The 26,307-nt window shown below is 47.6% G+C and carries 26 protein-coding genes; 11 read left to right on the top strand and 15 right to left on the bottom strand.

Translation table 11 applies throughout. The annotated features are described in order from the left end of the window. Positions 1–5: 5 nt before the first annotated feature. From KJA68_RS00285 to radC, 5 genes are all read right to left on the bottom strand, one after another. Positions 6–917, bottom strand: a complete 912-nt coding sequence (locus tag KJA68_RS00285; RefSeq protein WP_213034927.1) for a polyprenyl synthetase family protein — start codon at positions 915–917, stop codon at positions 6–8. Further along, positions 910–1,173 carry an exodeoxyribonuclease VII small subunit gene (locus KJA68_RS00280; RefSeq protein WP_213034926.1) on the bottom strand — a complete coding sequence of 88 codons (264 nt, stop codon included), beginning with the start codon at positions 1,171–1,173 and terminating at the stop codon, positions 910–912. Before KJA68_RS00280 ends, KJA68_RS00285 begins: the two co-directional genes overlap by 8 nt. A gap of 219 nt (positions 1,174–1,392) precedes the next feature. Next, a complete protein-coding gene (locus KJA68_RS00275; RefSeq protein WP_213034925.1) occupies positions 1,393–2,355 on the bottom strand; it encodes a formylglycine-generating enzyme family protein in 963 nt (320 codons plus the stop codon). Between the two features lie 227 nt (positions 2,356–2,582). After that, a complete protein-coding gene (locus KJA68_RS00270) occupies positions 2,583–3,575 on the bottom strand; it encodes an SUMF1/EgtB/PvdO family nonheme iron enzyme (protein WP_213034924.1) in 993 nt (330 codons plus the stop codon). Positions 3,576–4,170: 595 nt separating this feature from the next. Beyond that, positions 4,171–4,845: a RadC family protein gene (gene radC, locus KJA68_RS00265; RefSeq protein ID WP_213034923.1), complete on the bottom strand. Its 675-nt coding sequence runs from the start codon at positions 4,843–4,845 to the stop codon at positions 4,171–4,173. Between the two features lie 71 nt (positions 4,846–4,916). Here radC and coaBC point away from each other — a divergent pair, with 71 nt between their 5' ends. The 3 genes from coaBC (at position 4,917) to KJA68_RS00250 (ending at position 8,060) form a co-directional block, all read left to right on the top strand. Then, positions 4,917–6,119 (top strand): bifunctional phosphopantothenoylcysteine decarboxylase/phosphopantothenate--cysteine ligase CoaBC, encoded by a 1,203-nt coding sequence (gene coaBC / locus KJA68_RS00260; RefSeq protein ID WP_213034922.1) that lies wholly within the window; start codon positions 4,917–4,919, stop codon positions 6,117–6,119. After that, complete coding sequence (gene dut / locus KJA68_RS00255; RefSeq protein ID WP_213034921.1) at positions 6,116–6,568, top strand: dUTP diphosphatase; 453 nt, start codon at positions 6,116–6,118, stop codon at positions 6,566–6,568. The genes coaBC and dut overlap by 4 nt, the downstream gene beginning before the upstream one ends. A 559-nt stretch (positions 6,569–7,127) precedes the next feature. After that, a complete protein-coding gene (locus KJA68_RS00250) occupies positions 7,128–8,060 on the top strand; it encodes a CysB family HTH-type transcriptional regulator (protein ID WP_213034920.1) in 933 nt (310 codons plus the stop codon). Positions 8,061–8,088: 28 nt separating this feature from the next. On the opposite strand, the gene ptsP is transcribed toward KJA68_RS00250, so the two are convergent. The 4 genes from ptsP to gshA all read right to left on the bottom strand — a co-directional run bounded on the left by ptsP (position 8,089) and on the right by gshA (position 12,107). Then, positions 8,089–9,819 (bottom strand): phosphoenolpyruvate--protein phosphotransferase, encoded by a 1,731-nt coding sequence (gene ptsP / locus KJA68_RS00245; protein WP_213034919.1) that lies wholly within the window; start codon positions 9,817–9,819, stop codon positions 8,089–8,091. Beyond that, entirely contained in the window at positions 9,816–10,085 is a 270-nt protein-coding gene (locus KJA68_RS00240; RefSeq protein WP_213034918.1) for an HPr family phosphocarrier protein, read from the bottom strand. The genes ptsP and KJA68_RS00240 overlap by 4 nt, the downstream gene beginning before the upstream one ends. Continuing rightward, positions 10,057–10,482 (bottom strand): PTS sugar transporter subunit IIA, encoded by a 426-nt coding sequence (locus KJA68_RS00235; protein WP_213034917.1) that lies wholly within the window; start codon positions 10,480–10,482, stop codon positions 10,057–10,059. The genes KJA68_RS00240 and KJA68_RS00235 overlap by 29 nt, the downstream gene beginning before the upstream one ends. A gap of 353 nt (positions 10,483–10,835) precedes the next feature. Then, complete coding sequence (gene gshA / locus KJA68_RS00230; protein WP_213034916.1) at positions 10,836–12,107, bottom strand: glutamate--cysteine ligase; 1,272 nt, start codon at positions 12,105–12,107, stop codon at positions 10,836–10,838. Positions 12,108–12,232: 125 nt separating this feature from the next. Between gshA and KJA68_RS00225 the strand changes: the two genes are divergently transcribed. Further along, complete coding sequence (locus KJA68_RS00225; protein ID WP_213034915.1) at positions 12,233–13,831, top strand: ABC-F family ATPase; 1,599 nt, start codon at positions 12,233–12,235, stop codon at positions 13,829–13,831. Positions 13,832–13,982: 151 nt separating this feature from the next. Here KJA68_RS00225 and KJA68_RS00220 read toward each other — a convergent pair whose 3' ends face one another. From KJA68_RS00220 to KJA68_RS00205, 4 genes are all read right to left on the bottom strand, one after another. Continuing rightward, complete coding sequence (locus KJA68_RS00220; RefSeq protein WP_213034914.1) at positions 13,983–14,138, bottom strand: hypothetical protein; 156 nt, start codon at positions 14,136–14,138, stop codon at positions 13,983–13,985. Positions 14,139–14,189: 51 nt separating this feature from the next. Further along, positions 14,190–14,378, bottom strand: coding sequence for a hypothetical protein (locus KJA68_RS00215; RefSeq protein WP_213034913.1), 189 nt, complete (start codon positions 14,376–14,378; stop codon positions 14,190–14,192). 120 nt (positions 14,379–14,498) lie between these two features. After that, positions 14,499–14,636: a hypothetical protein gene (locus tag KJA68_RS00210; protein WP_213034912.1), complete on the bottom strand. Its 138-nt coding sequence runs from the start codon at positions 14,634–14,636 to the stop codon at positions 14,499–14,501. A 442-nt stretch (positions 14,637–15,078) separates the two neighbouring features. Beyond that, positions 15,079–16,122 carry an aKG-HExxH-type peptide beta-hydroxylase gene (locus KJA68_RS00205; RefSeq protein WP_213034911.1) on the bottom strand — a complete coding sequence of 348 codons (1,044 nt, stop codon included), beginning with the start codon at positions 16,120–16,122 and terminating at the stop codon, positions 15,079–15,081. Positions 16,123–16,342: 220 nt separating this feature from the next. Here KJA68_RS00205 and KJA68_RS00200 point away from each other — a divergent pair, with 220 nt between their 5' ends. Together KJA68_RS00200 and KJA68_RS00195 are read left to right on the top strand one after the other, a co-directional pair. Continuing rightward, positions 16,343–18,214: an ATP-binding protein gene (locus KJA68_RS00200; RefSeq protein WP_213034910.1), complete on the top strand. Its 1,872-nt coding sequence runs from the start codon at positions 16,343–16,345 to the stop codon at positions 18,212–18,214. 283 nt (positions 18,215–18,497) lie between these two features. Continuing rightward, positions 18,498–19,184 (top strand): 2OG-Fe(II) oxygenase, encoded by a 687-nt coding sequence (locus KJA68_RS00195; RefSeq protein ID WP_213034909.1) that lies wholly within the window; start codon positions 18,498–18,500, stop codon positions 19,182–19,184. 92 nt (positions 19,185–19,276) lie between these two features. Here the strand turns inward: KJA68_RS00195 and arsC are convergent, their stop codons facing one another. Next, positions 19,277–19,630 carry an arsenate reductase (glutaredoxin) gene (gene arsC, locus KJA68_RS00190; RefSeq protein ID WP_213034908.1) on the bottom strand — a complete coding sequence of 118 codons (354 nt, stop codon included), beginning with the start codon at positions 19,628–19,630 and terminating at the stop codon, positions 19,277–19,279. A 147-nt stretch (positions 19,631–19,777) separates the two neighbouring features. Then, positions 19,778–20,440: a thiopurine S-methyltransferase gene (locus KJA68_RS00185; RefSeq protein WP_213034907.1), complete on the bottom strand. Its 663-nt coding sequence runs from the start codon at positions 20,438–20,440 to the stop codon at positions 19,778–19,780. A 577-nt stretch (positions 20,441–21,017) separates the two neighbouring features. On the opposite strand from KJA68_RS00185, the gene KJA68_RS00180 reads away from it, so the two are divergent. The 5 genes from KJA68_RS00180 to KJA68_RS00160 all read left to right on the top strand — a co-directional run bounded on the left by KJA68_RS00180 (position 21,018) and on the right by KJA68_RS00160 (position 26,265). Further along, positions 21,018–22,169, top strand: a complete 1,152-nt coding sequence (locus KJA68_RS00180) for a glycosyltransferase family 4 protein (protein ID WP_213034906.1) — start codon at positions 21,018–21,020, stop codon at positions 22,167–22,169. Positions 22,170–22,176: 7 nt separating this feature from the next. Next, on the top strand, positions 22,177–23,586 hold the full coding sequence (locus KJA68_RS00175) for an undecaprenyl-phosphate glucose phosphotransferase (protein WP_213034905.1): 1,410 nt from the start codon (positions 22,177–22,179) through the stop codon (positions 23,584–23,586). A gap of 89 nt (positions 23,587–23,675) precedes the next feature. Beyond that, positions 23,676–24,143 carry a hypothetical protein gene (locus KJA68_RS00170; protein WP_213034904.1) on the top strand — a complete coding sequence of 156 codons (468 nt, stop codon included), beginning with the start codon at positions 23,676–23,678 and terminating at the stop codon, positions 24,141–24,143. Further along, the gene (locus KJA68_RS00165; RefSeq protein WP_213034903.1) at positions 24,115–24,864 is read left to right on the top strand and encodes a hypothetical protein; all 750 of its coding nucleotides are present in this window, start codon (positions 24,115–24,117) and stop codon (positions 24,862–24,864) included. Before KJA68_RS00170 ends, KJA68_RS00165 begins: the two co-directional genes overlap by 29 nt. Continuing rightward, positions 24,865–26,265 (top strand): hypothetical protein, encoded by a 1,401-nt coding sequence (locus KJA68_RS00160; RefSeq protein WP_213034902.1) that lies wholly within the window; start codon positions 24,865–24,867, stop codon positions 26,263–26,265. Positions 26,266–26,307 lie beyond the last annotated feature (42 nt).

The following is a 26,307-nucleotide window of genomic DNA, read 5'->3' as shown; positions in this document are numbered from 1 at the left end:
AACCATCAATACTTTCTAAACAAGATAAAATCTGCCATTTCATTCAGACGGAGCGCCGACTCCCCAAAAATTTTTAGAGTATCTAGTGCTTCATCATGAAATTCCGCTGCCATTTTCCGGGCAGCCTGCAAGCCGCGTAAAGTGACGTAGGTAGGCTTATCCTGTTCAGCATCTTTTCCTGCAGTTTTTCCCAAGGTAATAGTGTCCGCCTCGCTGTCAAGAATATCGTCCATAACCTGAAAAGCCAGACCAATGCATTTGCCATAATGATCAAGGGCAGCCAGTTCTGATCCCGTTAATACCCCCCCGCACCTGGCTCCAAGCAATACTGCGGCTCGGATGAGCGCGCCAGTTTTATGAATATGCATGAATTCAAGTTCAGGCAAGCTTAGCTGACTACCCACGCTTGCCAAATCAATTGCCTGCCCCCCTGCCATGCCACGAGAACCAGAAGCGGTCGCCAACAGCCTGATCATATCCAGTTGATGCCCGGCATCATCACTAAGCTTGTTTTCAGCCAGCAACTGAAATGCCAGGCTTTGCAAACTGTCTCCAACCAGAAGTGCAGTCGCCTCATCATATTCAACGTGACAAGTTGGTTTGCCACGCCTAAGAACATCATTGTCCATGCACGGCATATCATCGTGTACCAGAGAATACGCGTGAATTAATTCTACGGCTGTAGCAACAATATTGACACGCGTGATATCCGCCCTTGCCAGTTCTCCAGCGGCAAACGCCAGAAGCGGCCGCACTCGCTTACCGCCATCCAATACACTATAACGCATGGCTGAATGCAAACGTTGTGGCGCAACACCCGATTGCGGAAGAATATTTTTTAGCAGTTCTTCAAAACTACTCTGATGAGAACGAGCCCATATCTGGAAATCAATGCTAAGCGATTTATATCTATTCATTTTCTCGCATCGGCAAATCGCTTGGAAAAACCGGACCGTTAGAGAAGGTTTGTAATGTGCCGCCTTCCAGGATACGTACCTGCTGCTGCACGTCTTCTAAACGACTGCGGCAGATTTTCAACAGTTCGGTTCCGCGACGGTACGCTGTCAAAGTTTCTTCCAGAGACAGCTTGCCCATCTCCATATCCGCGACCACCTGTTCTAATTCTGCCAGCGCCAATTCAAAACTAGGTATCTTTTGAGATTTTGCTGCCATACTTTAATTCTTCGATTCCAGTTTCACGAACTTATTTTTTATTAGAAATTAACCTGAATTTTCAGGATAAATATTGCGCATTGTCGCTTGCAAAACATAATCAGGCAACACTGGAGAATCTTTGACAGACAGGCCATTCCTTTAGAAATAAGCAGGCCTGAATGCCCGTGCAGGCTTGCATGGACATATGAGCACGGAATCCCCAAAATCTGCCAGAAATTACGGCAAAGTTCTGGCTACGCGGAATCCAAGATTATTGACCCGCTCACTGGCCTCGATACCCTCGCGATAGCCTAACGTCATATATTCAGGCTCGTATTCGAATGAACCACCACGAAGTACCAGTCTTGAACAGTCCCCTTCCCGGCAGCCATCCGTCCATTGCCAGACATTACCCATCATGTCATACAAACCATACGGGTTGGGTTTGAAACTTCCAACCGGCATAGGAATATTTCTCTTTTTCTCATACCGGTTGCCACAACCACGACAATTGGCATTATGGAACCCAAGGTCATCCCCCCAATAATATTGGGTCAGGGTGCCAGCCCGCGTCGCGATTTCCATTTCATGTTCACTGGGTAACCGGTAGGTTTTTCCGGTTTTTGCAGATAACCATTCAAGGTAATATTGTATGTCGTTCCAGCTCACATTGACCACAGGTTGCTTACCACGCCCCCATTCTTCATCCAAAGGTACATAACCGTTGCATCCACCATCTGCGACGCATGCATCCCATTCTTCAAATGTAACCGTATATTTCCCGATCTCGAAATCTGCACCTGGTATCGGCACCATTTCAGGGCAGAAACTGCAAGGCTTATTGGATACTACATTCCCTTTATTATCCCTCTTGGCAGATTTCGATTGCTCAGGCTGCGATTCTTTACCTGCTGTATGGAATACTGGAGTAATCAAGTTTGCTTCCACTGTTTTAGTGGTGTTATTTCCTACGTTAATTTCTTGCTCGAATATACGTTCGTTTTTTTGCACCTTCAATTTCAATTTACCCATGGGCACTTTAATTTCGAGCGGGCATTCACCTTTAAATTTTCCGTTAACTGAAACTTCTGCGCCCACATCATCACCTTTACAGACCACATTCAATTTGGAACTGACAGCATAAACATTTGTGGTGAATGCACTCAACATAAGGATGCTCAGAAAATATATGGACTTCATGAAATCTCCGTTAATAAAATAAAAATCAGGACGAATATAAAGGTACTTAAGTCTATCCAAACAAAATCTTGCTTATTATAAATCCAAGAATAGATTCATTCCTGGAAATGGCTGATTAAAACGCAGACTGAGACTGACCTCAGCTGCACCATCGGTCTTTGGGACATCGCTTGCTGTACCAGCCCTTTCTTCTATCGACACGACCACAGAACAAATCTGGGCTGGTATTATTTTTTCAGGGTCATTGCCAGTCTGAATCCACTGATATGGTAACGTTCATTCACAGCATCCTTAAACCGGGCGGAAATCCGGATATTTGTTCCAGTGTCATTCCATGATCCACCGCGAAGCACCCGGTAACTACAGTCATCTCCCCAGCAACTATCAGTCCACTGCCAGACATTGCCAGACATGTCATACAGGCCATATCCGTTCGGCTTAAAGCTTCCGACCGGCGCGGTTGTTCTGTTATCCCACTTGCTTCCACAGCCATTACAATTCGCATTTACGCTTTCGGTTGAGTCTCCGAACGGGAAAATACCCCAATAATAATCTGTGGTAGTGCCAGCCCGCGCAGCAATTTCCCATTCCTCCTCAGTAGGCAGACGGTAGGTGTTGCCCGTTTTATTTGACAGCCATTTGATATAAGCCTGAGCATCGTTCCAGCTCACATTAATCACCGGGCGTGTTGCGCGTCCCCATTCCTTATCCGAAGGCCGGTATCCATTGCAGCCGCCATCAACCACACAGGCATCCCAGTCCTGGAATGTTACGGTATACTTGGCAATGGCAAAATTTGTATTGGGAATTGGAACCATTTCAGGACAATGAACACATATCTTTTTTTCTTCCTGCAATTTATCTGTGTTGGCCAATTCTGTACCTGAGGATTTTAATGTCAGTTTTTTCCCCTCCGCATTCAACTGAGGGACTCCCAATACAACGTCGATTTTTTTTACAACATCCTCTCCCAGACGAATTTCCTGTTCATAAATCCGGTCATTGTAGTCATCCACCTTTTTTTGAACCATTAACCTCAGTTTTCCGGCAGGTACATTGATATCTAGTGGACACTCCCCTTTAAACTCACCATTTACCAATACCTCTGCACCTACATCTGCCCCCCCGCAATTGATGATCAACACAGAACCCGCCGCATATGTGCTGGCGGAAGCCGCAAGAGACAGCGTCAACAGTAAAAAAACATAAATCAATTTCATGAAAGCTCCGTTTTAAAAATTGGGCATATTCATAAATTTCCCTAAGTAATTGGAAAATATATCAATATAAAATCACAGTGTTATAATTTAAATCGGCATCTTTCACAGTCAGTCCAAACACCATATGCCTTTCGTCATAAGATTTCGCAAAACCAACCTGCAACAGCCAAATATTTGAATCGTATTCTGATAAGTAGTTCATTCACAGCCACGATCTAATTTAATACACTGGGGTTCCTGTAGTAGCCACACATGATCCATGCGCGAGCATTATTAACATATGGATATTCCTGGAAATTTTTTGATTATCCTCTTTTCTTGATCAATCCTCATCTAAAATATTTTCCAATCAACCCCCATGCATGCTTCAAACACCAGGAGTATTATAGTAACGATCTGAATACACTAATTTTTAAGAAATTCCACACCCAGCCTTTTATTTTCCAGACATTCAATTAAAAAATCACCAGATTTGCGGTTACCGCTTGCTGCGACAAATTTTTTTCGTAGTCAGAATTGGCAGACGAACATTAAGTGCCATTCACCAGGCTGTCGTGAAACACACAAGCAACCCATTGTGTCTAATCTAATACCGTTACATCATACCTTGTTCTGCAAATGACAAAGACCCAGAACCAGCCACAATGAAGTGATCCAGCACATTTACATCGATTAGCGCCAGCGCCTGTTTTAGCGATTCGGTAAGCAAACGGTCGGACCGGCTGGGTTCTGCAATGCCTGAGGGATGATTATGAGCCAATATGACCGCGGCAGCATTATGGTACAAGGCTCTTTTCAACACTTCGCGCGGATATACACTGGTTTGAATGAGCGTACCGTAAAATAATTCCTCTGATGCAATTACACGATTTTGGGCAGAAAGGAAAACCACCATAAATACCTCCTGTTCCCGATCACGCAAAAGCAACCGCAAATAATCCCGTACCGCACCTGGAGAATTCAGTGCATCCCCAACATGCATTACCTCCTGCAAGGCTCGTTTTGACATTTCTAGCACAGCTTGCAGCTGAACGTATTTAGCCTGCCCCATACCATGAATCAAGCAAAACTCATCCTGACTGGCTGAAAACAGGCCGGTCAGATTGCCAAACCTGGCAAGAATATCGCGTGACAAATCCACCGCACTTTTCCCGGTCACTCCAGTACGTAGAAAAATTGCCAACAGTTCTGCATCTGAAAGTGCAGAGGCCCCGCGCATAATTAATTTCTCGCGTGGCCGCTCCCCTTCGGGCCAATCATTGATACCCATTATTTCTCCCTGCAGCGGCTCATAAACTAAACTAATATAATGGCAAATATTTGCAATATATGCAGCGCATTATGAATCAAATCCAGAACAAAAATATTATCCTTGGCCTGACAGGTAGCATTGCCGTCTACAAAAGCGCCGAATTAACCCGCTTATTGCTAGACCAAGGAATACAAGTACAAGTCGTAATGACCGATGCGGCCTGCCGCTTTATTACTCCTGCCACAATGCAGGCATTATCAGGCAAGCCAGTATTCACCGAACTTTGGCAGGATAATCATGCCACCAATCAGATGGACCACATTAATTTGGGCCGTACAACCAATGCTATCCTGATTGCACCTGCATCTGCAGATTTCATCGCAAAATTGGCTCATGGGCTGGCCGATGATCTGCTTTCCACGGTTTGTCTCGCCCGCGATTGTCCCTTGATAGTTGCGCCTGCAATGAACCGGAAAATGTGGGAGAACCCCGCAATGCAGCGAAATCTCAAACAACTTGAAACGGATGGCATTACCATCCTGGGGCCGGCCAGTGGCATCCAGGCATGTGGGGAAGAAGGCATGGGGCGGATGCTGGAGCCCGGGGAACTGGCTGATGCTGTATTCTCTTTTTTTTGGCCAAAATTGCTTTCCGGCATCAAAATCCTGATTACCGCCGGGCCAACCTATGAACAAATTGATGCAGTACGCGGCATTACAAACCGCAGTTCTGGGAAAATGGGATATGCCGTCGCAAAGGCAGCGCTTGAACTTGGTGCAGTAGTTACCATGATTTCCGGTCCTACCACATTATTGTGTCCGCATGGGATTGCATTGAAGAATGTAACCAGTGCAGCGGAAATGTTCTCTGCAGTTCAAGAGCTTGTTGCGGATGCCGATATCTTTATCGGAGTAGCAGCTGTGGCGGATTATCGGGTAGCCCAGCCAGTTGAACATAAAATCAAGAAAAGTGCCAGCACACTTACTCTGGAACTGATACCCAACCCTGATATCCTTGGATATGTCGCCGGATTACCCAGCCCCCCCTTCTGTGTTGGTTTTGCAGCTGAGAGCCAAAATCTCCGGGAATATGCTGAAACCAAGCGAAAGGCAAAGAATATCCAGTTAATTGCTGCAAACCTAGTTCAAGAAGCAATTGGGGCCGACGACAATGAAATGGTGTTACTCGATGCTGTAGGGGAAACAATATTGCCGCGTGCTGATAAACTTACACAAGCGCGCGCTTTATTGCAGCGCATAATCCAACTTTACCGGCAAGGAACCCAGACATGAAAAAAAGAGTGGATATAAAAATACTTGATCCTCGCCTACATGAACATCCGCCTGCATACGCCACTCCGGGGTCAGCGGGGATAGATTTGCGCGCATGCATAAACCAAAGCCTGACTATTTATCCCGGCCAGTCCGAACTTATCCCAAGTGGGATTGCAATTCATCTGGCCGACCCTCATTTCGCAGCCATGATCCTGCCTCGCTCCGGACTGGGCCATAAGCATGGCATCGTGCTAGGCAACTTGGTCGGACTAATCGACTCAGATTATCAAGGCCAAATATTCATTTCAACCTGGAACCGAGGACAACACCCTTTTACCCTGATGCCCCTGGAACGCATCGCGCAACTGGTAATTGTTCCAGTACAGCAAATGGAGCTCAATGTCGTGCAGGATTTCCCTACGAGCCAGCGCGGAAACGCAGGTTTTGGCAGCACAGGCAGTCACTGACACTGATTTTCCAGAAAAGAACATGTTCTCATTGCTTGACATTTATTAGGGTAACACCTGGAAAATTACTCAGATTATTGCATTAATTGCCACATGCATTTTTTTCCCAGAAATAGCATCTAAAGATACCCTTCTTCCCTTCTTGAAAAATTTTGCATCAGCCTCGCATCTATACAAAGGGATTTTGTCAGGTCACCGGTTACGCCCATCTCAGAAATAATTTCGATTTGGATGAAATTTCCCATTTAGACAAAAGCCAATTCACAAAAAAAGCCTGCTCCAACCCAGTCAAGATCTGTTTCGGTCAGTTTAAATAAACCTAGCCTTATCCCAACCTTGCTAATACGAAAACCAGATAAGGTTAGCCAAATAAATGATTTCTGAAAGCTGCATGGAATCGTTACACTACCCGAGAAATGTGGCTGTCTGCACGATGGAGAAATAGTAGAAATCCCGCTGCGTTGCAAGCATTTTAATGCAGTGCCCGTATGCGCAGGAGATACAGTCATCAACTATCCTCGCCAGATCAGGCTGTTTTTGATGGACAAAAAGGGGAATCATGAATTTTCAGCAATTGCGCATCATTCGCGAAACCGTAGCAAACAACTTCAACCTCACCGAAGCAGCAAATGCACTGTTCACTTCTCAGTCCGGCGTCTCCAAACACATTAAGGATCTGGAAGACGAGCTGGGTATAGAATTATTCGTACGCAAAGGAAAGCGGCTTCTGGGGCTAACCGAACCCGGACGTGAACTGGTAACCATTGTCAATCGTATCCTGTTGGACGCGAACAACATCAAAACCCTGGCCAATCATTACAGCGGTCGTGATGAAGGCCGACTGACCCTGGCTGCCACTCATACCCAGGCTCGTTACGCACTCCCCAGAGTGGTTGCTGAATTCAAGAAAGCTTTTCCCAAGGTCCATCTGAAATTGGACCAGGCCAGCCCGAATGAAATTGTTTCCATGCTACTGGACGGCGATGCAGACATCGGCGTGGCCACTGAAGCCGTCTCGGACGTCACCGGCCTGAATATATTCCCTTATTATTCATGGCATCATGCGGTGATTGTTCCAACCGGACATCCCCTGGAATGCATCCATCCTGTATCACTGGAAGCAGCTGCAGAATATCCCATTATTACTTACCACGATGGCCTGACAGGGCGAGCCTCAATAGATCAGGCCTTTGCCGCTGCAGGGCTGGAGCCGGATATCGCCATGTCCGCACTGGATGCAGACGTAATCAAAACATATGTTGAACTGGGGCTAGGTATCGGGATCATTGCCTCAATGGCATTCAACCCTGCAAAGGACACAGATCTCCGCATGCTTGACAGCGCACATCTGTTTGGCAAAAACACCACTTATATCGCCTTGCGCCACGGGCACTTTCTACGTGACTTTGCGTACCGTTTTATCGAACTATGCTCCCCCAGTCTGGAAGAAAAAATAATCCGTGCCGGCATAGCGCCACACCAGGAGCAATAATCTAACCATTCACCGCCCTGTTCCCGGATCACAGATTACAGTTCAGTTTCTCCAGCAACTCGCGTATTTTATTAGGATCGTTGGCTCGCAACATTCTTTGCATCAATGTTGAAATTTCTGACAGGTCTGTCCCCAGCACGCACTGTTTGACAGGAAGCAATTGTGACGGGTTCATGGAAAAATTACGCAAGCCAAAGCCAAGCAGCAAGCGCGTATACGAAACATTACCGGCCATTTCCCCACAAACTGAAATAGGAACGGCAGCCTTGATAGCGCTCCCGATTATGTGGGACAGCAAAAATAATACTGCAGGATGCAACGGGTCATACAGATGCGCGACTTCTTCATCCGTGCGATCCACTGCTAATGTATACTGTATTAAATCATTAGTCCCGATAGACAAGAAATCCAGTTTTTTTACAAACGTATCCATCGACAATGCTGCAGCGGGGATTTCGATCATACCCCCAATTTTTATCTGACGATCATAGGGAATCCCTTCTTCATCCAGGCGTTTACGGGTATCCGTGATAAATTGCAGAGTCTGGTTAATTTCAGATGCGCCGGAAAGCATGGGGATCAGGATTTTTACATTACCGTAAAGAGACGCGCGCAACAATGCGCGTAATTGAGTGCGGAATAATTGTGGCTCGGCAAGGCAAAAACGTATGGCGCGCAGTCCCAGCGCAGGATTACTGGCGACTCGCTGTGCACCGTTAAGCTGTTTGTCAGCGCCAAGATCAAAGGTACGAATCGTTACAGGCATTCCCTTCATTGACTCTGCCACCCTCCGGTAAGCTGTAAACTGCTCTTCTTCATCCGGCAGCACATCGCGATTAAGAAACAAAAATTCGCTGCGAAACAAACCGATACCGGTGGCACCATTCTCAAAAACTTCAGGCAAATCATCTGGCAGCTCAATGTTGGCATGCAACTCAATGGCTGTTCCATCCAGAGTCTGGGCAGGAGTGGTTTTCAGGCGCCTGAGTTTTTTCCGCTCCTCTTCCCATTGGCTCTGGAGCAACCTGTATTCAACCAGAACAGGTTCCTCTGGGTTAACCATGATGACACCCTGCGTGCCATCCACAATCACCAGATCATTTTCTCGCAGTAGCTGGCGCGCATGATGCAATCCCACAACACAAGGCGTGCTCAACCCACGGGCAATAATGGCTGTGTGCGAAGTGGCACCACCCAGGTCCGTCAGGATAGCTGCAAATTGATGCGGTTTGAGCTGGATTAAATCAGCCGGGCTGACATCATGAGCAACCAGGATCATTTTTACGCCCTGATTATCAACGGGGGGTACATACCCCGGCTGGCCTGTAAGTTTTTTAAGCACTCGCTCCACCACCTGCACAACATCCGTTTTTCGCTCGCTCAGGTAAGCATCCTCAAAGGCTTCGAATTCTGCAACCAGGGCATCCATCTGCACCTTGAGAGCCCACTCTGCATTGCACTGCTCATGCTCGATCATTTTCCGGGACGTAAGGGTGATATGCTCATCCGCCAGAATCATCAGATGCAGGTCAAGAAAAGCATCAAACTCGGCAGCAGCATATACCGGGCGGTTACTGCGCAATCCCTCAAGTTCATTGCGAGTGCTTTCCAGAGCGGCATCAAACCGCGCAATTTCTTCATGCACCAGATTCCTGGGTAACACATAGTGCACGACTTCGAGCGCGGTATGAGAAAGAAGATGTGCATAACCAATTGCAATACCACTGGAAACCGGTATGCCATGCATTGTGAAACTCACTCTGTTTCTCCAAAATAACTGCTGATCAGTCCAACAATCGCATCCATCGCTTCCTGCTCTTTTTCGCCATTTGTTTCGATGTGAACTGTGCTTCCCTTGGCTGCAGCCAGCATCATTACCCCCATGATACTTTTTGCATTTACACGTCTGTTGCCACGGGACATCCAGATCTCGCATGGAAAAGTTGAAGCGAGTTGCGTAAGTTTGGATGAAGCACGGGCATGCAAACCCAATCTGTTAATGATCACAGCATCCTGATTCAGCATTTTTTCCCTCATCGTTATTCATCAAAACTATACAATCACGGCCACCATCAAGGGCTTTCCGGGTAACCTCGACCAAAGGCATATGGCTGTAAGAGATTGCACGCAACAGCATTGGCAAATTGACTCCGGTTATACCTTCTGCATGCCCAGGCTGGATCAGCCGCTGGCCAATATTATATGGAGTTGCCCCACACAAATCAGATAGCACCAGCACCCCCTGACCCGTATCCAACTGCTCCATCAGGTCACGGCCTTCTTCTTCCTTGCACTGCAGATCATCCTCTGCAAGAACGGACAACACTTTCAGATTTCCTGGCACACTTCCCATGACATGTCGAACACAATCCACCAGGCTATCCCCAAGAGCATTGTGGGTTATCAATAGAATCCCGATCACTTAAAAACACTCCATAACAGTAATTATCAGAAGCACAATACCTGAATGCCTGCCAGCAGAAATCAGATGAAGCATCAACCACACGGATTCCCTGCCCTGCCTCAGCACGGCCATTCCAGATTGATCCCCTTATGAATGCCAGATCGATCCATGCTTGTAATATGGAAGTCCTGCCCTGAAAATGGCATTACCCAGGGAAATTGCGGCAAAACATCGCTTGCCTGCGTAAAGCAAGTGACAGCCCGTTTTTTCAGGAAATATCTATACAGCCATTTTTTCGCCCAGCAACCAATCACTGAATATTGGTTTATTGTGTTCCTTCCGATACCACCTCCTGAATAAAACAGGCCGATTCACGCTTCCATTGCTTCAAGTTCCAGTGCCGCCGCCAGCAACGCAATCCTGGCCACCACAGCATAAGCATAGAAGCGGTTCGGCGTGTCATCTGGCGCACAATCCGGGTTAGGCAAGATACAACTGGTATCGAACGCAAGCGGGACAAAATGCATCCCTGGAGCATTCAGGTTTTCATCCACCGCACGCCCGGTATGCACGCGATAAAAACCACCTACCACGAAATGATCCATCATATACACAACCGGTTCCGCTACGGCATCGTTAATGCTCTCAAAGGTGTACACTCCCTCTTGCACCAGCACGTCGGAGACGTGCATACCTTCCTTTACGACCGCCATCTTGTTGCGTTGTTTGCGGTTCAGTCCGCGAATTTCGCTGGCATCTTTTACCGTCATAATACCCATGCCGTACGTACCCGCATCGGCCTTGACGATCACAAATGGTGTATCCTTGACATTGTATTCTGCATATTTCACCCGCATTTTTTGCAAAATAGTCTCCACATGATAAGCCAGGCACTCCTCACTTTCGCTCTGCTTGAAATCAACCTGGCCGCAACTTGCAAAATAAGGATTGATCAGCCAGGGATCGATATCGAGCAACTGGCAAAACTCGGCAGCAACCTGATCGTAGGCCCGAAAATGCTGAGATTTCCGTCGTGATGTCCAGCCCGCTGCCAGGGGCGGTAGCGTGGTCTGTTCCAGATTTTTCAGTATTTCCGGCACCCCTGCAGAAAGATCATTGTTCAACAATACTACGCAGGGATCAAAATTTTCCAGGACAAGACGATTATTCCTGCGCTGCAGAGGCTCCAAAGTCAGCGTGCTGCCATTGGGCAGGGCAAGCCTGGTCGGCTGGGAAATTTCAGGCAACAGGCTGCCAATGCGCACATTCAACCCTGCCCGTTTGAGAATCAGGGCTAGTTGGGCTACATTCTGCAAGTAAAACAGATTACGCGTATGATTTTCGGGAATCAGCAATACACCACGCGCTTCCGGGCAGATTTTTTCTATGGCACTTTGCGCTGCGTGCACACACAAAGGCAAAAAATCCGGGTTCAGGTTGTTAAAGCCGCCCGGGAACAAATTGGTATCCACCGGTGCCAGCTTGAATCCACTGTTGCGCAAATCTACCGAAGCATAAAAAGGGACAGTGCGTTCAATCCATTGTAAGCGAAACCAATGCTCGATTGCAGGTTGCGCATCCAACATGCGCTGCTCAAGGTCAAGCAGGGGACCATTCAGGGCAGTAGTGAGATGTGGGATCATGGTTTCCTTCAAAAATACGGGCAATTAAAGAACATAATAGCAAGGGGGTCATTGTAGCCCAGCCAACCGAACCGGTGTAAACCTTGCACATGGTAGAATGCACATCTTAATATTACAGGCATGCCATGTTATCTACCGCTAATATCACTATGCAGTTCGGCTCCAAGCCACTATTCGAAAATGTTTCCGTCAAATTTGGAGATGGCAATCGTTACGGCCTGATCGGCGCAAATGGTTGTGGAAAATCCACCTTCATGAAAATCCTGGGTGGAGACCTCGCCCCGACATCCGGCACAGTAATGCTGGACAAAGGGGAGCGACTTGGCAAATTGCGCCAGGACCAGTTCGCATTCGAGGACTATACCGTACTGGAGGTAGTATTGATGGGTCACGCTGAAATGTGGGAAGTCATGCGAGAGCGCGATGCCATTTATGCCAATCCCGATGCCAGCGAAGAGGATTACATGCATGCAGCCAATCTTGAGGCAAAATTCGCCGAAATGGATGGCTACACTGCTGAGGCGCGAGCAGGCGAACTACTGAACGGAGTTGGCATACCCCAGGAACAACATAATGGCTCCATGCGTGCGATCGCACCCGGATATAAGTTGCGCGTGCTTCTGGCACAGGCATTGTTTGCCGACCCGGAAATTCTGCTGCTGGATGAGCCAACCAACAATCTCGACATTAACACCATACGATGGCTGGAAAATTTGCTGAATAGCCGCAAAAGCACCATGATCATCATCTCCCATGACCGTCATTTCCTGAATAGCGTCTGCACCCACATGTCCGACCTGGATTATGGAAAAATTACCACGTACCCGGGTAACTATGACAATTACATGCTCGCCTCCCTGACTGCCCGCACGCAACTTGCCGCAGAGAACGCACGAGCCAAGGAAAAAGTCGCAGAACTAAAAGCCTTCGTGGCGCGGTTTTCAGCAAACGCATCCAAATCAAGCCAGGCTCAATCCAGAGCCAAGCTGATCGACAAGATCAAAATTGAGGAAATCAAGCCATCCAGCCGTCAATATCCCTTCATACGTTTTGAATACGATGAACGCGAAAAGCTGCATCGCGTTGCCGTTGAAGTCGAAAACATGAGCAAGGGGTTTGACCGGCCGATATTTTCCAACCTGAATTTCCGGGTTGATGCAGGGGAACGCATTGCTATCATCGGCCCGAACGGAATTGGAAAAACTACACTGTTGCGCTGCCTCGCAGGCGACCTTGATGCGGATTACGGTACAATCAAATGGACAGACAAAGCCAATCGCGGCTACTTCGCGCAAGACCATGCCCATGATTTTGATATGGACATCAGCCTGACCGACTGGATGAGCAACTGGAGACGAGAAGGAGACGACGATCAAAAAGTGCGCAGCGTTCTTGGACGCCTGCTGTTTTCCGGGGATGAGGTCAAGAAAAGCGTAAGAATTCTGTCCGGTGGCGAAAAAGGTCGCATGATTTTCGGAAAATTAATACTGCAAAGACCGAACGTATTACTGATGGATGAACCAACCAACCACCTGGACATGGAATCGATTGAGTCGCTGAATACTGCGCTGAATGAATACAAGGGTACCTTGATATTTGTCAGCCACGACCGCGAATTTGTGTCATCACTCGCCACCCGCATCATCGAACTCTCCTCACACGGGGTATCCGATTATCATGGCACGTATGAGGAGTATCTGCGGGATCAGGGGGTCACTGCCTGAGAACCCAGTTCGAATATTACCAGCAAGCATTTTCAACCAAAATCGATCCGCAAAAAATGCCCACTACCTCCCTAAAAACATTTCTTCCCAATGAAAAAAATCAGGCCGTTCTGCGAACGGCCTGACTGATATTTCGCCTGAACCAAATATATTAACTCTGAACAGCAGAAGTCACAGTAGGTGGCGGTGAAGGCGAAGGAGAAGGTGGAGGCGGCGGCATCTTTCTTAATCCTACCTTGGTCGCCATTGCCTTGAACTTCATCGAACCATATGGTGCCAATAAAATAACGCTATTGATATTCGACATAATTATTCTCCTCAATGAAACAAGTTAATCAGGCTCTCACCCGCAGGCTCCCTAAACTGAAACCTGGCCAACTGGTGCCGTAGCCTTGCCACTCACTTTGGTGGCCAGAGCAGCAAGTTTCATGCTCCCGTAAGGAGCCAGAATGGAAAAATTTTTTCCCTCGCCAACCTTAGTGACCAATGAAGCAAATTCCATCGAACCATAAGGAGCCAGGACAAACCTGGTATTTTGAGTTAGCATCGCATCCTCCATAGTGGAAAATATTCAAAACTGTACAGTTGAATTTTTTCCTGAATCGAACCGCCCGCCCAAAATAGAAAGCTCTTAGCTACTCCGGGCATCAGGTTCAGTAAAAAATTTTTAACCGGGGATTTTCCCGGGGATTTTGTTCGCAGGAGCTACTGGTGGAGGCGGAACCTTCCCTACTTTAACCGCCAGCGAAGCAAATTTCATGGAACCATAAGGGGCCAACAAAGTTATATTCTTGTTCTTTTTCATTGTAATCTCCTCGAAAAAAATTAAAATCAAACATACCAAACAACACTCTAACAAAAAAATACAACATCCTGACATGCAGTTCATGCACTTTTATCTAGTGGCAGCTGTGTTTTCCTGCCTATTCAAAACAGGCTTTATGAATCTGAAAACAAGTAATCTGTATAAGATTCGAAAACTTACCCAGGACTCAGTATCCACCGACTTTACAAAAACATCTTGTCTTCAACCTGGGCAACCAACGGAACCAACGTCCATGGTCTGTATGAAACGTGTTTTTCCGTCCGATCTTAAGCTGTAATCATGGTTATCCTCTATAATGATCCATGACCAGAGCCATCAAATTCTGCGAAATCCGGAATCATCCAAAACGGGAAACCACCAACCTTACGTAGTCAACCCGGACTTACGCCCCGAAACTTCTTTCAGAACACTAGCATACTCCTCAAACCAGTTCAAGCCCATTTTCAAGCATAGCCACCCGGGTATCTTTCATCACCTGGGCACCCAGATCTGAAAGCCGCCCCTCTTTTTCCAGTACCCCCAGACAATCCCAGAAAGCACGGGTTGAAGACTGCTGAACCGATTCACAATATTCCAGAATCTCTGTAAGAGATTCTGGAATATTCGGACTCCTCAAAACCTGCAATGCCCGGGACATGGCAACTGCCTCTCTGGCTGAAACAAATGTTGCATGGTATATCCCGTCCATAGGGCGGGCTTCCTGCCTCAAGGGAGAATGATAGAGTTCTTCAGGATCATTCAATACCAGCGGTTCATTTCTGGCAATGCCAAATAAAAGGTTATGAGAATATTCATGAACCAGGGAAGGTAAATAAAGCCACCAGTCGCGGTGTGCATCAACGTTAAGGGTCAACGCCCCCCACAGTGCGAAAGAAGATGCCCCACCGAAAGTTAATTTTTGAGAGCCATTGGGTTTCGCCAGGATAACCTGCCTGGTAATTGCAAAAAACTCAGCGTGAAAATCAGGAACCAGGCGCTCCAACGCATCGAATGCCCGTGCAAGATTTTTCCCGGACTGACTCAGTTCACCTTCTTCCAGAGAAGTCAGACCCATCGAATTTTCTGGTTCCAGATCCAGCCAGCGAACCATGCATTCCAGTTCTTTATCAGTAAAAAACGGCGATCTCAACGTGCCGATCTCGGGATACCCGGATCGCTGCAATTCCGGAGAGCCAGTTTGATTCATGGAGCATTCAAGCTGATTGACAAGCAGTTCAATGTCCTCAACCGGGATGACATCCTTTCCCTGCTCTTCAATAAGCATGAGAGCCTGGACCAGATCATAATAGATACCAAAATCAACCGGCCTGGCAAACCAGTTGTCTTTGATCAATAAATTCTTTTTCCCAGGCAGATTAGGATTGCTGAGACACCATTTCAGGCTCCCGGATAGAGATGCTCTGATCTGACAGTCCAGTTCCAAACCGCGATCCCGTGACGGATAAAAATAACCAGTTGAATTCATGAAAATAACCAGTTGAATAAATAACGATAACCAGTTAAATTACATAAAATATAATCCAACTGGTCAGACCATAGTGAAATTACCGCATACCATACCGCAAACTGGATACAGACTTATCACCAACCCCAAATAGCCAGCGGAATCATTCTGAAACCCATTGAACCATAACAATGCAACCTGCAAAGGGTTCTTCCCGCATTAAATACAGCTGCTTTCCATAATGAAAAATACTACAGATTCGACTTTAGCACAAATCCCTAAAAACCTGACACTCAATGGCTTTCGGCATGGTTTAAGTCAGCCTTCCCAGGTAGTCAGTTTTACATTCGCGATCATTCCGGCCATCGATACAGGAAAAATGGATGACTGGCTCCGAGAAAATTTTGAAATTGATGTAGCTCCTTACCATGGTTTCGATTTCTCAAAAAGCAGCCAGGATATCGTCCATCTGGCTCAATTTGTCTGGCGGGTGAACCACCTGGCAAACTCATTGCTTCAGGCTCTTCGCGTACCCAGTTTTGATCCAGGATGCATCTTAAGCATAGAACCTGAAGCAAGCATCCCCCCCATGTTCAAAACCACCCTGCTCATACCATACATCAATCACGTGCCATTCAGCACAGTCACAACCTCATTTGAAAAAGCCACACAGGCATTATTGCAATTCCAGAATGGAAATCTGGAAAATCCAGATTCAGACCAGATTTTTGCTGACCTGCAGAAACAGTTTTCTTCTGACAGGGAACTCTCCCTGGGCAGCGAATCCTGCACCATATCCATCCTGAAATCCGCATTCCGGGAAAACATTCCCTTCAGCTATCTGGGACTTGGAATATATCAGCTGGGATGGGGAGCTCAGTCACGATTAATGGACAGAAGCTCTACCGAACTGGATTCAGCCATTGGATCAAAAATCAGCCAAAGGAAACACCATGCCAGCCAGATCCTCAAAGAATCCGGATTCCCGGTCCCTCAAGGCATTCTGGTAAAAAATGCCGAAGATGCCATCCATGCGGCGCACCGGATCCAGTTTCCGGTTGTAATCAAGCCAGCCGACAAGGACCGCGGAGAAGGCGTCACCATCAATATCGACAGTGACGCACTGGTCACAGAAGGTTATCAAAAGGCGGCTGGATTTTCCGGGAACATTCTGGTCGAAAAACAAATCCAGGGGGTTTGCCATAGAATTTTCATCGCGAATGACAAACACCTGTTTACCGTGAAGCGCACACCCAAATCAGTCAAAGGAGACGGGGTTCTGACGGTTGAGGAACTCATCGGCAAAGCCAATGCAGATGAAGCAAAAAAACCGAAGCATAAACGCCTGAAACCCTTTCCTTTGGACGAACTGGCTATCGAATCCATTACATCCGCCGGCTATCGGCTTAACTCCATTCCGGAAAAAGACGTTCTGGTTCCCCTCAGAAAAATTGAATCCACGGAATGGGGAGGATCTGCCGAAAAAATGACCGACACGATTCACCCGGATAATATTCAGTTGGCTATACAAGCCACCCGACTGCTCAGACTGAATGTTGCAGGTGTAGACTTGATGTCCACGGATGTCCGGATACCCTGGCACCAAAATGGTGCCGCCCTCAATGAGATTAATTGTGTCCCTTATCTAAGCGGGAGCTCAGAAGAATCAAAAAAAGTTATATCGGAATATCTCAAAGATCTTTTGCCATACAAGGGAAGAATTCCCGTCGAGGTATTTGTTGGAGACCAAGAGGCCATGCATCAGGGCCTCGCAAGACAAAAATTCCTGCTTGAGAAAGGAATTCGGGCGCATCTGACTACTCATCAGGCAAGCTTCCATGCAACGGAAGAAACCCATCTGGAACTGGAGGCAGACAGCCTGTTTCTTCGATGCAAGGCATTACTGATGAAGCCTGAAGTTTCCGGAATTATCCTGGTGATTCAGACAGATGAATTTGCATACACCGGTCTTCCTGTAGACTCGATCAGTAAAATCAACTTACTCAATGCAAATTTAACCAAATGGAATCAGCCTGGGCATAAAATTGAAGATCAGGCGTTCAAAATTCTGATGGCCACATTGCAACAATATTTGACTAACAAGCCGAAATGATATTGTAGCCCGAAACCAAGATCAGGATGAACAAAACACATTGAATTCGTGGCACAAACATATCATGGCGGCAATCCGGTTCTTGACTGGGATTTTTCAATAATCAGTTGAAAAAATGGAAAAATGTACCATCCAGGCTGACATGCCTGGATCGTCAGCAATCAGAAATATATTCTATATACACCCTCTTCATGATGTAATGACATAATCCGGAACCGCTTTACTCATAAGTTTGCAAACATTATCTTTCAAACATGACTGCCACTGGCAGGAAAGTTAAACGATGGAAACCAATTTGTCGAACGAATCGTATAGTTACGAACCCAGCCGGATTGCTCCGGGAAACCTTATCCAGCTTTCTGATCGTCTGGTCAATGTCAGGCTGCGCCTATCCCGCCCGGAAATAGTCCTCGTTGACGGTTTTATGACGGATAGCGAATGTAACGAACTGATCGGAATAGCGCAACATAAATTGTCTCCATCAACAGTCGTTGACCTGCAGTCCGGGGGCAAAATCCTGCACGAAGGCAGAACCAGTGAAGGCACCTATTTTCATCGAAACGAAAATACCTTGATCCAGCAGCTGGAGCTTCGAATTTCTGAGCTATTGAATTTTCCGATCGAGAATGGAGAGGGAATTCAGATACTGCGGTATAAAATCGGGGAGGAATATCGACCACATTTTGATTTTTTCCCGGAACAGGAACCCGGAAGTGCCACTTATTTAAGTCAGGGAGGACAAAGAATATCTACACTGATCCTGTACCTCAACGAAGTAGAGGACGGGGGAGAAACCATTTTTCCTGACATCCATCTCAGCGTGATACCCAGAAAAGGTTCTGCCCTTTATTTCTCCTACCTGAATTCACTCAACCAGACGGACCCTTTGACGCTCCATGGAGGGGCACCGGTTAAATCTGGTGAAAAATGGATCGCAACCAAATGGATGCGAAAAAATGAATATAAATGAATTACTTGAAATAACCAGACGTCAAATGATGATGTCTGAAATCATAACGCTCTCCTCCTCCGCCCTTCCAGACCATTCATAGCGTCAACCGCTCAAGGCAGAATCTCCAGAACCGTTTCAGAAGGACGGCATAAGCGCACTCCACGCGGGGTTACAACAATCGGGCGGTTGATCAGAACTGGATGCGCAATCATGAATTCAATCAACTCGTCATGGCTCCATTTCGGGTTGCCCAGATCCAGTTCAGCGTACAGTTTTTCCTTACTGCGCAGCACATCCCGGACTGACTTACCCATGGCTGAGATCAAAGATGCCAGTTCAGCGTGGGTGGGTGGCGTTTTCAGGTATTCAACGATATGGGGCACCAGTCCGCGGTTGCGGATCAGTTCCAGCGTATTGCGTGAGGTGCTGCAACCCGGATTATGATAGATCGTAATGTTGTTCATGAACAAACCAGGAAATGTGTACTGTAACTAAATTAATCATAGCAAGAATCGGCTTAGCTGACGACCCGGAACGACCGGAAAAATCATTGGCCCTAGGGTAATTTCTGCCTGTCGCCACTCTCCCTGCCTCCGGAAGGCTTCCCAGGATTAGTCAGGATTGTGCGTAACCAGATATACTTTCTCAAATAGACGGGTTAATCCCTTTTCGCGAAATCGTGTTTCCCTGTCCAGGATATCTGCACTATGCAGCAATTGAACATTGCCTGTTTTCGCATAAGTCGCGCTGGCTTCCAATTCCCCGACGCTAAAAGGCGGTCCATTCATTTCATGTTGCGGATAATCCAGAGTAACAAGAAGAATTTTGCAGCCATGCGGCAGAATAGCGTGCATCTGGCTGGCATAAGCACACCGCATGGACGGCGGAAGCGCAATGAGTGACCCTCGATCAAAGACCGCGTTCACACCCCGCATATCCTCAGGGAGCAGATGAAAGAAATCACCACAATACAGTGCAAATCCATCTGCCTGATACTTGCTGAAATCTCTATATTTTGTTACAAAAAAGGGTATGGAATTTTCAGAAAAAAATGCCTCCACTGCAACAGGGCTCATTTCCACGCCTATCACATCATGCCCTTGTTCATGTAGCCAGACCATATCGCGGCTCTTGCCACAGAGTGGAACAAACACACGGCTTCCTGAAGGCAGATTCAGCAAAGGCCAGAATTTCTGCAAATGCAGATTGATTTCATTCTGATGAAAACCAATCTCACTTTTAAGCCATCGGTCAAGCCAAAAATCAGCATCCATATGCTTCAATTCCCAAACAATATTGCCAAAACAGAAAATCCATAAAAATTACCCGGAAACTGCACCAGTGCTGCCCATTTTCGAAATCTTGTGTTCCACCCTTCAGGGAAAATAAAGGTCGTCCCGGGTTGATAAACAACACCTCATCTTCTGCTGGAAATCATGCGGGGCAGGATGAGCCAGTAACCATCCGGTTTAATCGACCTGCTTTCAACCAATCTTGACTGGCATCGCAAGCAAAATTAAAGGGCAAAAGCAATCCCGCTGGATGCGGATTAAATTATAATTACAAATTATGTACTTCAAACACCGGGAATAAGGTTCCCATATGCGCTGAGTACACTGAAAAAGATTTCCAGCATCAAACCTCATGAACCATCAGGTATCCCGGAACTGCTTGCCTGATGCATACTTGCTGCATCGCAACTTAATTACACAGAACAATTTGACTTTTGTAAAACCTGGTTTTCCGATCAGTTACTGAGAAAAACAGGAATCTGCAAGTAAATTATATTACAGGGTGTACCCGAACAAAATCACATCATTCCGGCAAAATGAAATTTTGAGAAAACAGGCTATGCGGGTTGCGATAATACATGACTGGCTGACAGAATATGCAGGTGCCGAACGGGTGCTGGAACAAATCCTGTCATGCTACCCGCAAGCCGACCTATACAGCGTGGTTGATTTCATGCCAGCCGAAAAACGGGAATTTCTACAGGGGAAACCGTCCCATACCTCATTTATTCAAAGGTTGCCTTTTGCACGTACCCGGTTCCGAAAATATCTCGCCCTGATGCCGTTGGCAGTGGAGCAATTCGACCTTTCCAGCTATGAAATCGTCCTGTCCAGCAACCATGCAGTAGCTAAAGGTGTCATTACCGGCCCCGATCAGCTCCACATCTGTTATGTGCATTCCCCGATACGCTATGCGTGGGATCTTCAGCATCAGTATCTGGCAGAAACCGGATTGAACCAGGGAATCAAGGGATGGATCGCCAGACTGATTCTGCACTATATGCGGATATGGGATGTACGCACGGCAAACAATGTGGACCATTTCATTTCCAATTCCCATTTTATCGCCCGCCGGATATGGAAAACCTACCGTCGCAAGGCAACCGTCATTTATCCCCCGGTGGATATTCTGAAATTTTCTCTGCATGAAAACAAAGATGATTTTTATCTTGCTGCCTCCCGTCTGGTGCCATATAAAAAAATGCATCTGATCGCCGAGGCATTTGCAGCCATGCCAGAACGGCGTCTAATCATCATCGGCGACGGACCGGAAATGCAAAAAGTGAAAAAAAATTCAGGGGCCAATGTAACCGTAATGGGATACCAGCCATGTGACGTGATATGCGATTACATGCAACGAGCCAAGGCATACATACTGGCTGCAGAAGAGGATTTCGGCATCGCGCCACTGGAGGCCCAGGCTTGCGGCACGCCGGTGATAGCGTTTGGCAAAGGAGCCGCACTGGAAACCATCCGCGGGCTGGATGACGAGCACCCTACCGGAGTGTTTTTCCTGGAACAGACTGCCCAGTCGATACAAACTGGCATCACCCGTTTCGAGCTGGAATCCGCCCGCATCCTGCCAGCAGCCTGTCGCGAAAACGCAAGCCGATTCGCATCTGCCATTTTCGGAACAAAATTCAGGGAACTGGTGCACGCCAAATGGCGGCAATTCCAACTGTCCCTGAAAAAAACGCACCAGACAAAATGAACCTGCCATGACTTTTCGCAGTCTGCTTAAAAAGAACGCTGACACCATCAGTATGATTCAGCGTCTGGTGGATCCTCTGCTCGTACTGATCACCGGCACGGTGGTGTATGCAATACGCTTCGGGTCGTTTGAAATCCCCGAGGAATATATCGTTATCCTGATTGGAATATGCCTGATCTGCCTGGCAATTTTTCCATTCTTCGATTTGTATCGCCCACGCCGCGACGAAAGCCTGTGGTCAGAAATCCAGACATTAACAAAAGCCTGGTTCATCGTATACGCCGTATTGGTCGGCATCATGTTCGCAACCAAAACCAGCACCGAGTATTCGAGAGTATGGATTACCGGATTAATGATAGGCGGGCTTTCATCCATGACGCTGTTCAGGCTGATTCTGCGAAGCAGCCTGCGTTTTCTGCGTCGCAGGGGAATCAACACCCGCAATATCGTGATTGCCGGTGCTGGTGAACTGGGACGGGAAGTAGCTCAACGAATTACCGCTTCCCACTGGACGGGTCTGAAAATTATAGGTTTTTATGACGACGCACCTCATTTTCAAGGGCAGTTAATCGAAGGCGTCCCTGTTCGTGGCAGCCTGCAACTTCTGCCCAAGGAAGCGACAGGACTCGGCGTCAACCAGGTATGGATCGCCTTGCCGCTGAATCAAGATACCCAGGTGAAATCCATGGTGGCACAATTGAATCGACTGCCCGTGCAAATCACCTTTGTTCCAGACATATACGGAGTACATCTCCTTAACCATTCTATCGGCGAGATTGCCGGCCTCCCCGTGATCCACATCATGGAAACCCCGTTGTCAGGGATCAACGGATTCATCAAGGAACTCGAAGACAAAATTTTGGCAATTTCCATACTGCTGGCAGCCAGTCCTCTCATGCTGCTTATCATTCTTGGCATCAAACTCAGTTCACCGGGGCCGGTGTTCTACAAACAGCTGCGCGGGGGCATGCATGGTGAGCGCATCTGGGTATGGAAATTCCGCACCATGAAGCATCATTCCGAACCCCCTGAAAAAATATTCCAGGCGGTTCCCGGCGATGCGCGCATCACCCCTTTCGGAACATTTCTTCGACGCACCAGTCTGGACGAGCTGCCGCAATTCCTTAATGTACTGAAAGGGGATATGTCGATAGTCGGACCCCGCCCCCATGCAGTGGAACATGATCATTTCTACCAGCAGCAAATTGACACTTACATATTACGCCACCAGGTCAAGCCGGGCCTTACAGGCTGGGCGCAGGTGAACGGCTGGAGAGGAGAAACCGGAGAAATCAGGAAAATGGAAAACCGGATCCGGCACGACATATATTATATTAACAACTGGTCGTTATGGTTTGACCTGCGTATCATTGTCAAGACGGTTTTTATTATCCTCACTGGCAAAAATGCGCATTAAGCCTGTTGCCTGATCAAGCATCATCGATAGAAATCATCATTGCAGCCTACAATAGTGATCAGAACAAACCAATAATATATTATTGCAGAATGTCCATTGAAACCAAACCCCTGCCCCCATCCAGCCGAATTTCATTACGCCGGGAATGGCTGGCGTCACCGCTGGTATTTCTAGCGAGCCTTCTCCTTTTTCTGATGGTGTACCTGTATTACAACTGGCCGGAAAAATGGATGAGCACTGCCGGAATTTTACGCTGGGACGGCGCAACCCTGACCTTGAGCAAAGGTCAGGGCCACCCAACACAGGGTAAGCTTCTGATCCGCAGACTGACAGACCAGGGGATTGCAATTGCCGCGCTCACTCCGCCGGTTTTCCAGGCGGATGATTACGCTACCGTAAACTGGTCTGTCTCAGGTATCCGCCCTGGCATGGAAATGGAATTTATGTGGCGTACAGCAGAAAATCGTGTTTTTGTGCGGCCCCTTGTCTGGGAAGATAATGTCATTCAGCCATTAAGAATGACTGAAGATGAAAATCTGGCATGGTCAGGTTACTGACCTGGCCATCATCTTTAAAGGAATGACGGATGCACCCATTTCCGTCAACAATGTGAGTCTCGATCCACTTTCTTTATCCGGAACCCTGCGGGAGCTTGCAGGGAAGTGGTTTGCCTTCAGTAAATGGCAGCAAACCTCCATCAACTTTGTGGACATGGACTCATACGGAAAAAAATTCACCCCTACCTTTGCTGCCCTGGTCATCACTCTCGTTGCCATGGCAATATATATCATCCTGTGTGTTACAAAGAAAAATCCACTCAATGCCGCCATAATATGGGGCATCGTTCTTCTTGGATGGCTTCTGCTGGATGTCCGCTGGCAGCTGAACCTGTTCCGCCAGCTGGGAATCACCTCCAATGAATATGCCGGAAAAAGCTGGGAAGAAAAACATCTTGCAGCCGAAGATCAAGGGCTGTTCGACTTCACGAGGCAAATAAAATCCAGGTTACCTCCCGGCGCGACCCGCATCCTGCTTTTTTCCGACGTGGACTATATCCGCGGAAGGGGAGCCTACCACCTGTATCCCCATAACGTTCTGGCCCGCAAGGATTTACCCGATGCATCCCGTTTTCATTCGGGTGACTATATAGCCCTGTTCCTCAAGCAAAGGGTGAAATACGATCCCGCGAAAAAACTATTGACCTGGGGAGACGGGCAATCCCTTAAAGCTGACATGCTGCTCGTCTCTAATGGCAACGCACTATTCCAGGTAAACTAAATGGAAAATTTCGCATTGGCAGCCAGTCTGATATTACCCTGGCTTCTGGGAATTGTCTGGTTGCGTGCTTCATGGCTCAAACCGGCCAGTACTACCTGGCCCATCCTGCTGGGATATGGCTATCTGGCCGGATTGCTTTTCACCACGCTAGTGATGCGTCTTCTGGACGCATCCGGCATCCGCCTTGGATTTTCAAGCATTGCAGTGGCACTGGCCTTGCTGATCGCCGCCGGGATATTTTTCAGCCGAAAACAGTCCTGGCGTATCCGGCGTCCCGGAGCAGACTGGCTGAGCCTCAGCGGATGGAAAAAATTCATTTACGCCCTGCTGCTATTCCTGATCGTTACAAGACTGGCAGGGCTGGGGCTGGAGATCCTATGGCGTCCGCTGTTTCCCTGGGACGCCTGGTCGCAGTGGGCGACCAAAGCCCGGGTATGGTATGAGACCGGACAGATCCTACCCTTCGTACAGGACGATATCTGGCTGGAAGGCAAATTTCCATGGGCATACACGGATGCTGCTCCTCACTATCCGCCCACGATACCTTTAATCCAGGCATGGATGAACTATGGCCAGGGTGCATGGAACGACACGTTAATGAATCTTCCCTGGCTGTTTTGCGCAGGCGCTCTTGGGCTGGCATTTTACGGACAGGCCAGGCAATGGCAAATCCCTCCACTGTTCTCGCTGCTGTTCACGTATTTCCTGCTCTCTCTGCCTATGCTCAATGTACACATCGCCCTGGCGGGATATGCCGACTTGTTTATGGGAGCATTTTACGGGCTGGCTGCAATTGCCTTTTTCCACTGGGTCAGGAATCGCGATTTCTGGCAGGGAAGCATGGCACTGCTGTTTGCCATGGGCTGCATCCTGATCAAACAGCCCGGAATTGCATGGGCAATCACCTTCCTTCCCGCGCTGCTCATTATTTTCCTGCCACGTGCCACGCTGGCAGGAACATTCTTACTGGCAGCAGCTGTGCTGGTGACTTTGCTGTTGTTTGAAGGAAAGGATTTTTACCTGCTTGGCTATCATCTGCACCTGAAATTTACCCCGGCGTGGCAGCCTTTCCGGGAGAACATGATGGCCATGGACAACTGGCATCTGCTTTGGTATCTGGTACTGACGGCACTTCTGCTGTCTATCCCGAGACTTTATTCCCTGCCTTATCGCAGTATGACCACACTGGTATTTGCTGCAATTTCATTTCTTCTGGTCGTTTTTTATTTTACCCATGCCCAGAAATGGGCGGAAGATTTTACCCTGATTAACCGGGCGTTCCTGCACATGGTTCCCATGCTTGTTTTTTATATCATGATTCTGTTCAGGGAAACCGCCCGCCTGCCTGCTTTCATTATGGGCGAAAGGCAATACGAATGGAAAAGCCCTGGTGATACTTAAGCTAGAACCTGAGTTTTTCGGGAAAACCACTATTGGATAAAT

It is taken from the genome of Candidatus Nitrotoga fabula (genome assembly GCF_905221025.1).
Lineage (GTDB): Bacteria > Pseudomonadota > Gammaproteobacteria > Burkholderiales > Gallionellaceae > Nitrotoga > Nitrotoga fabula.
This window is presented reverse-complemented; position numbering and strand designations above follow the sequence as displayed.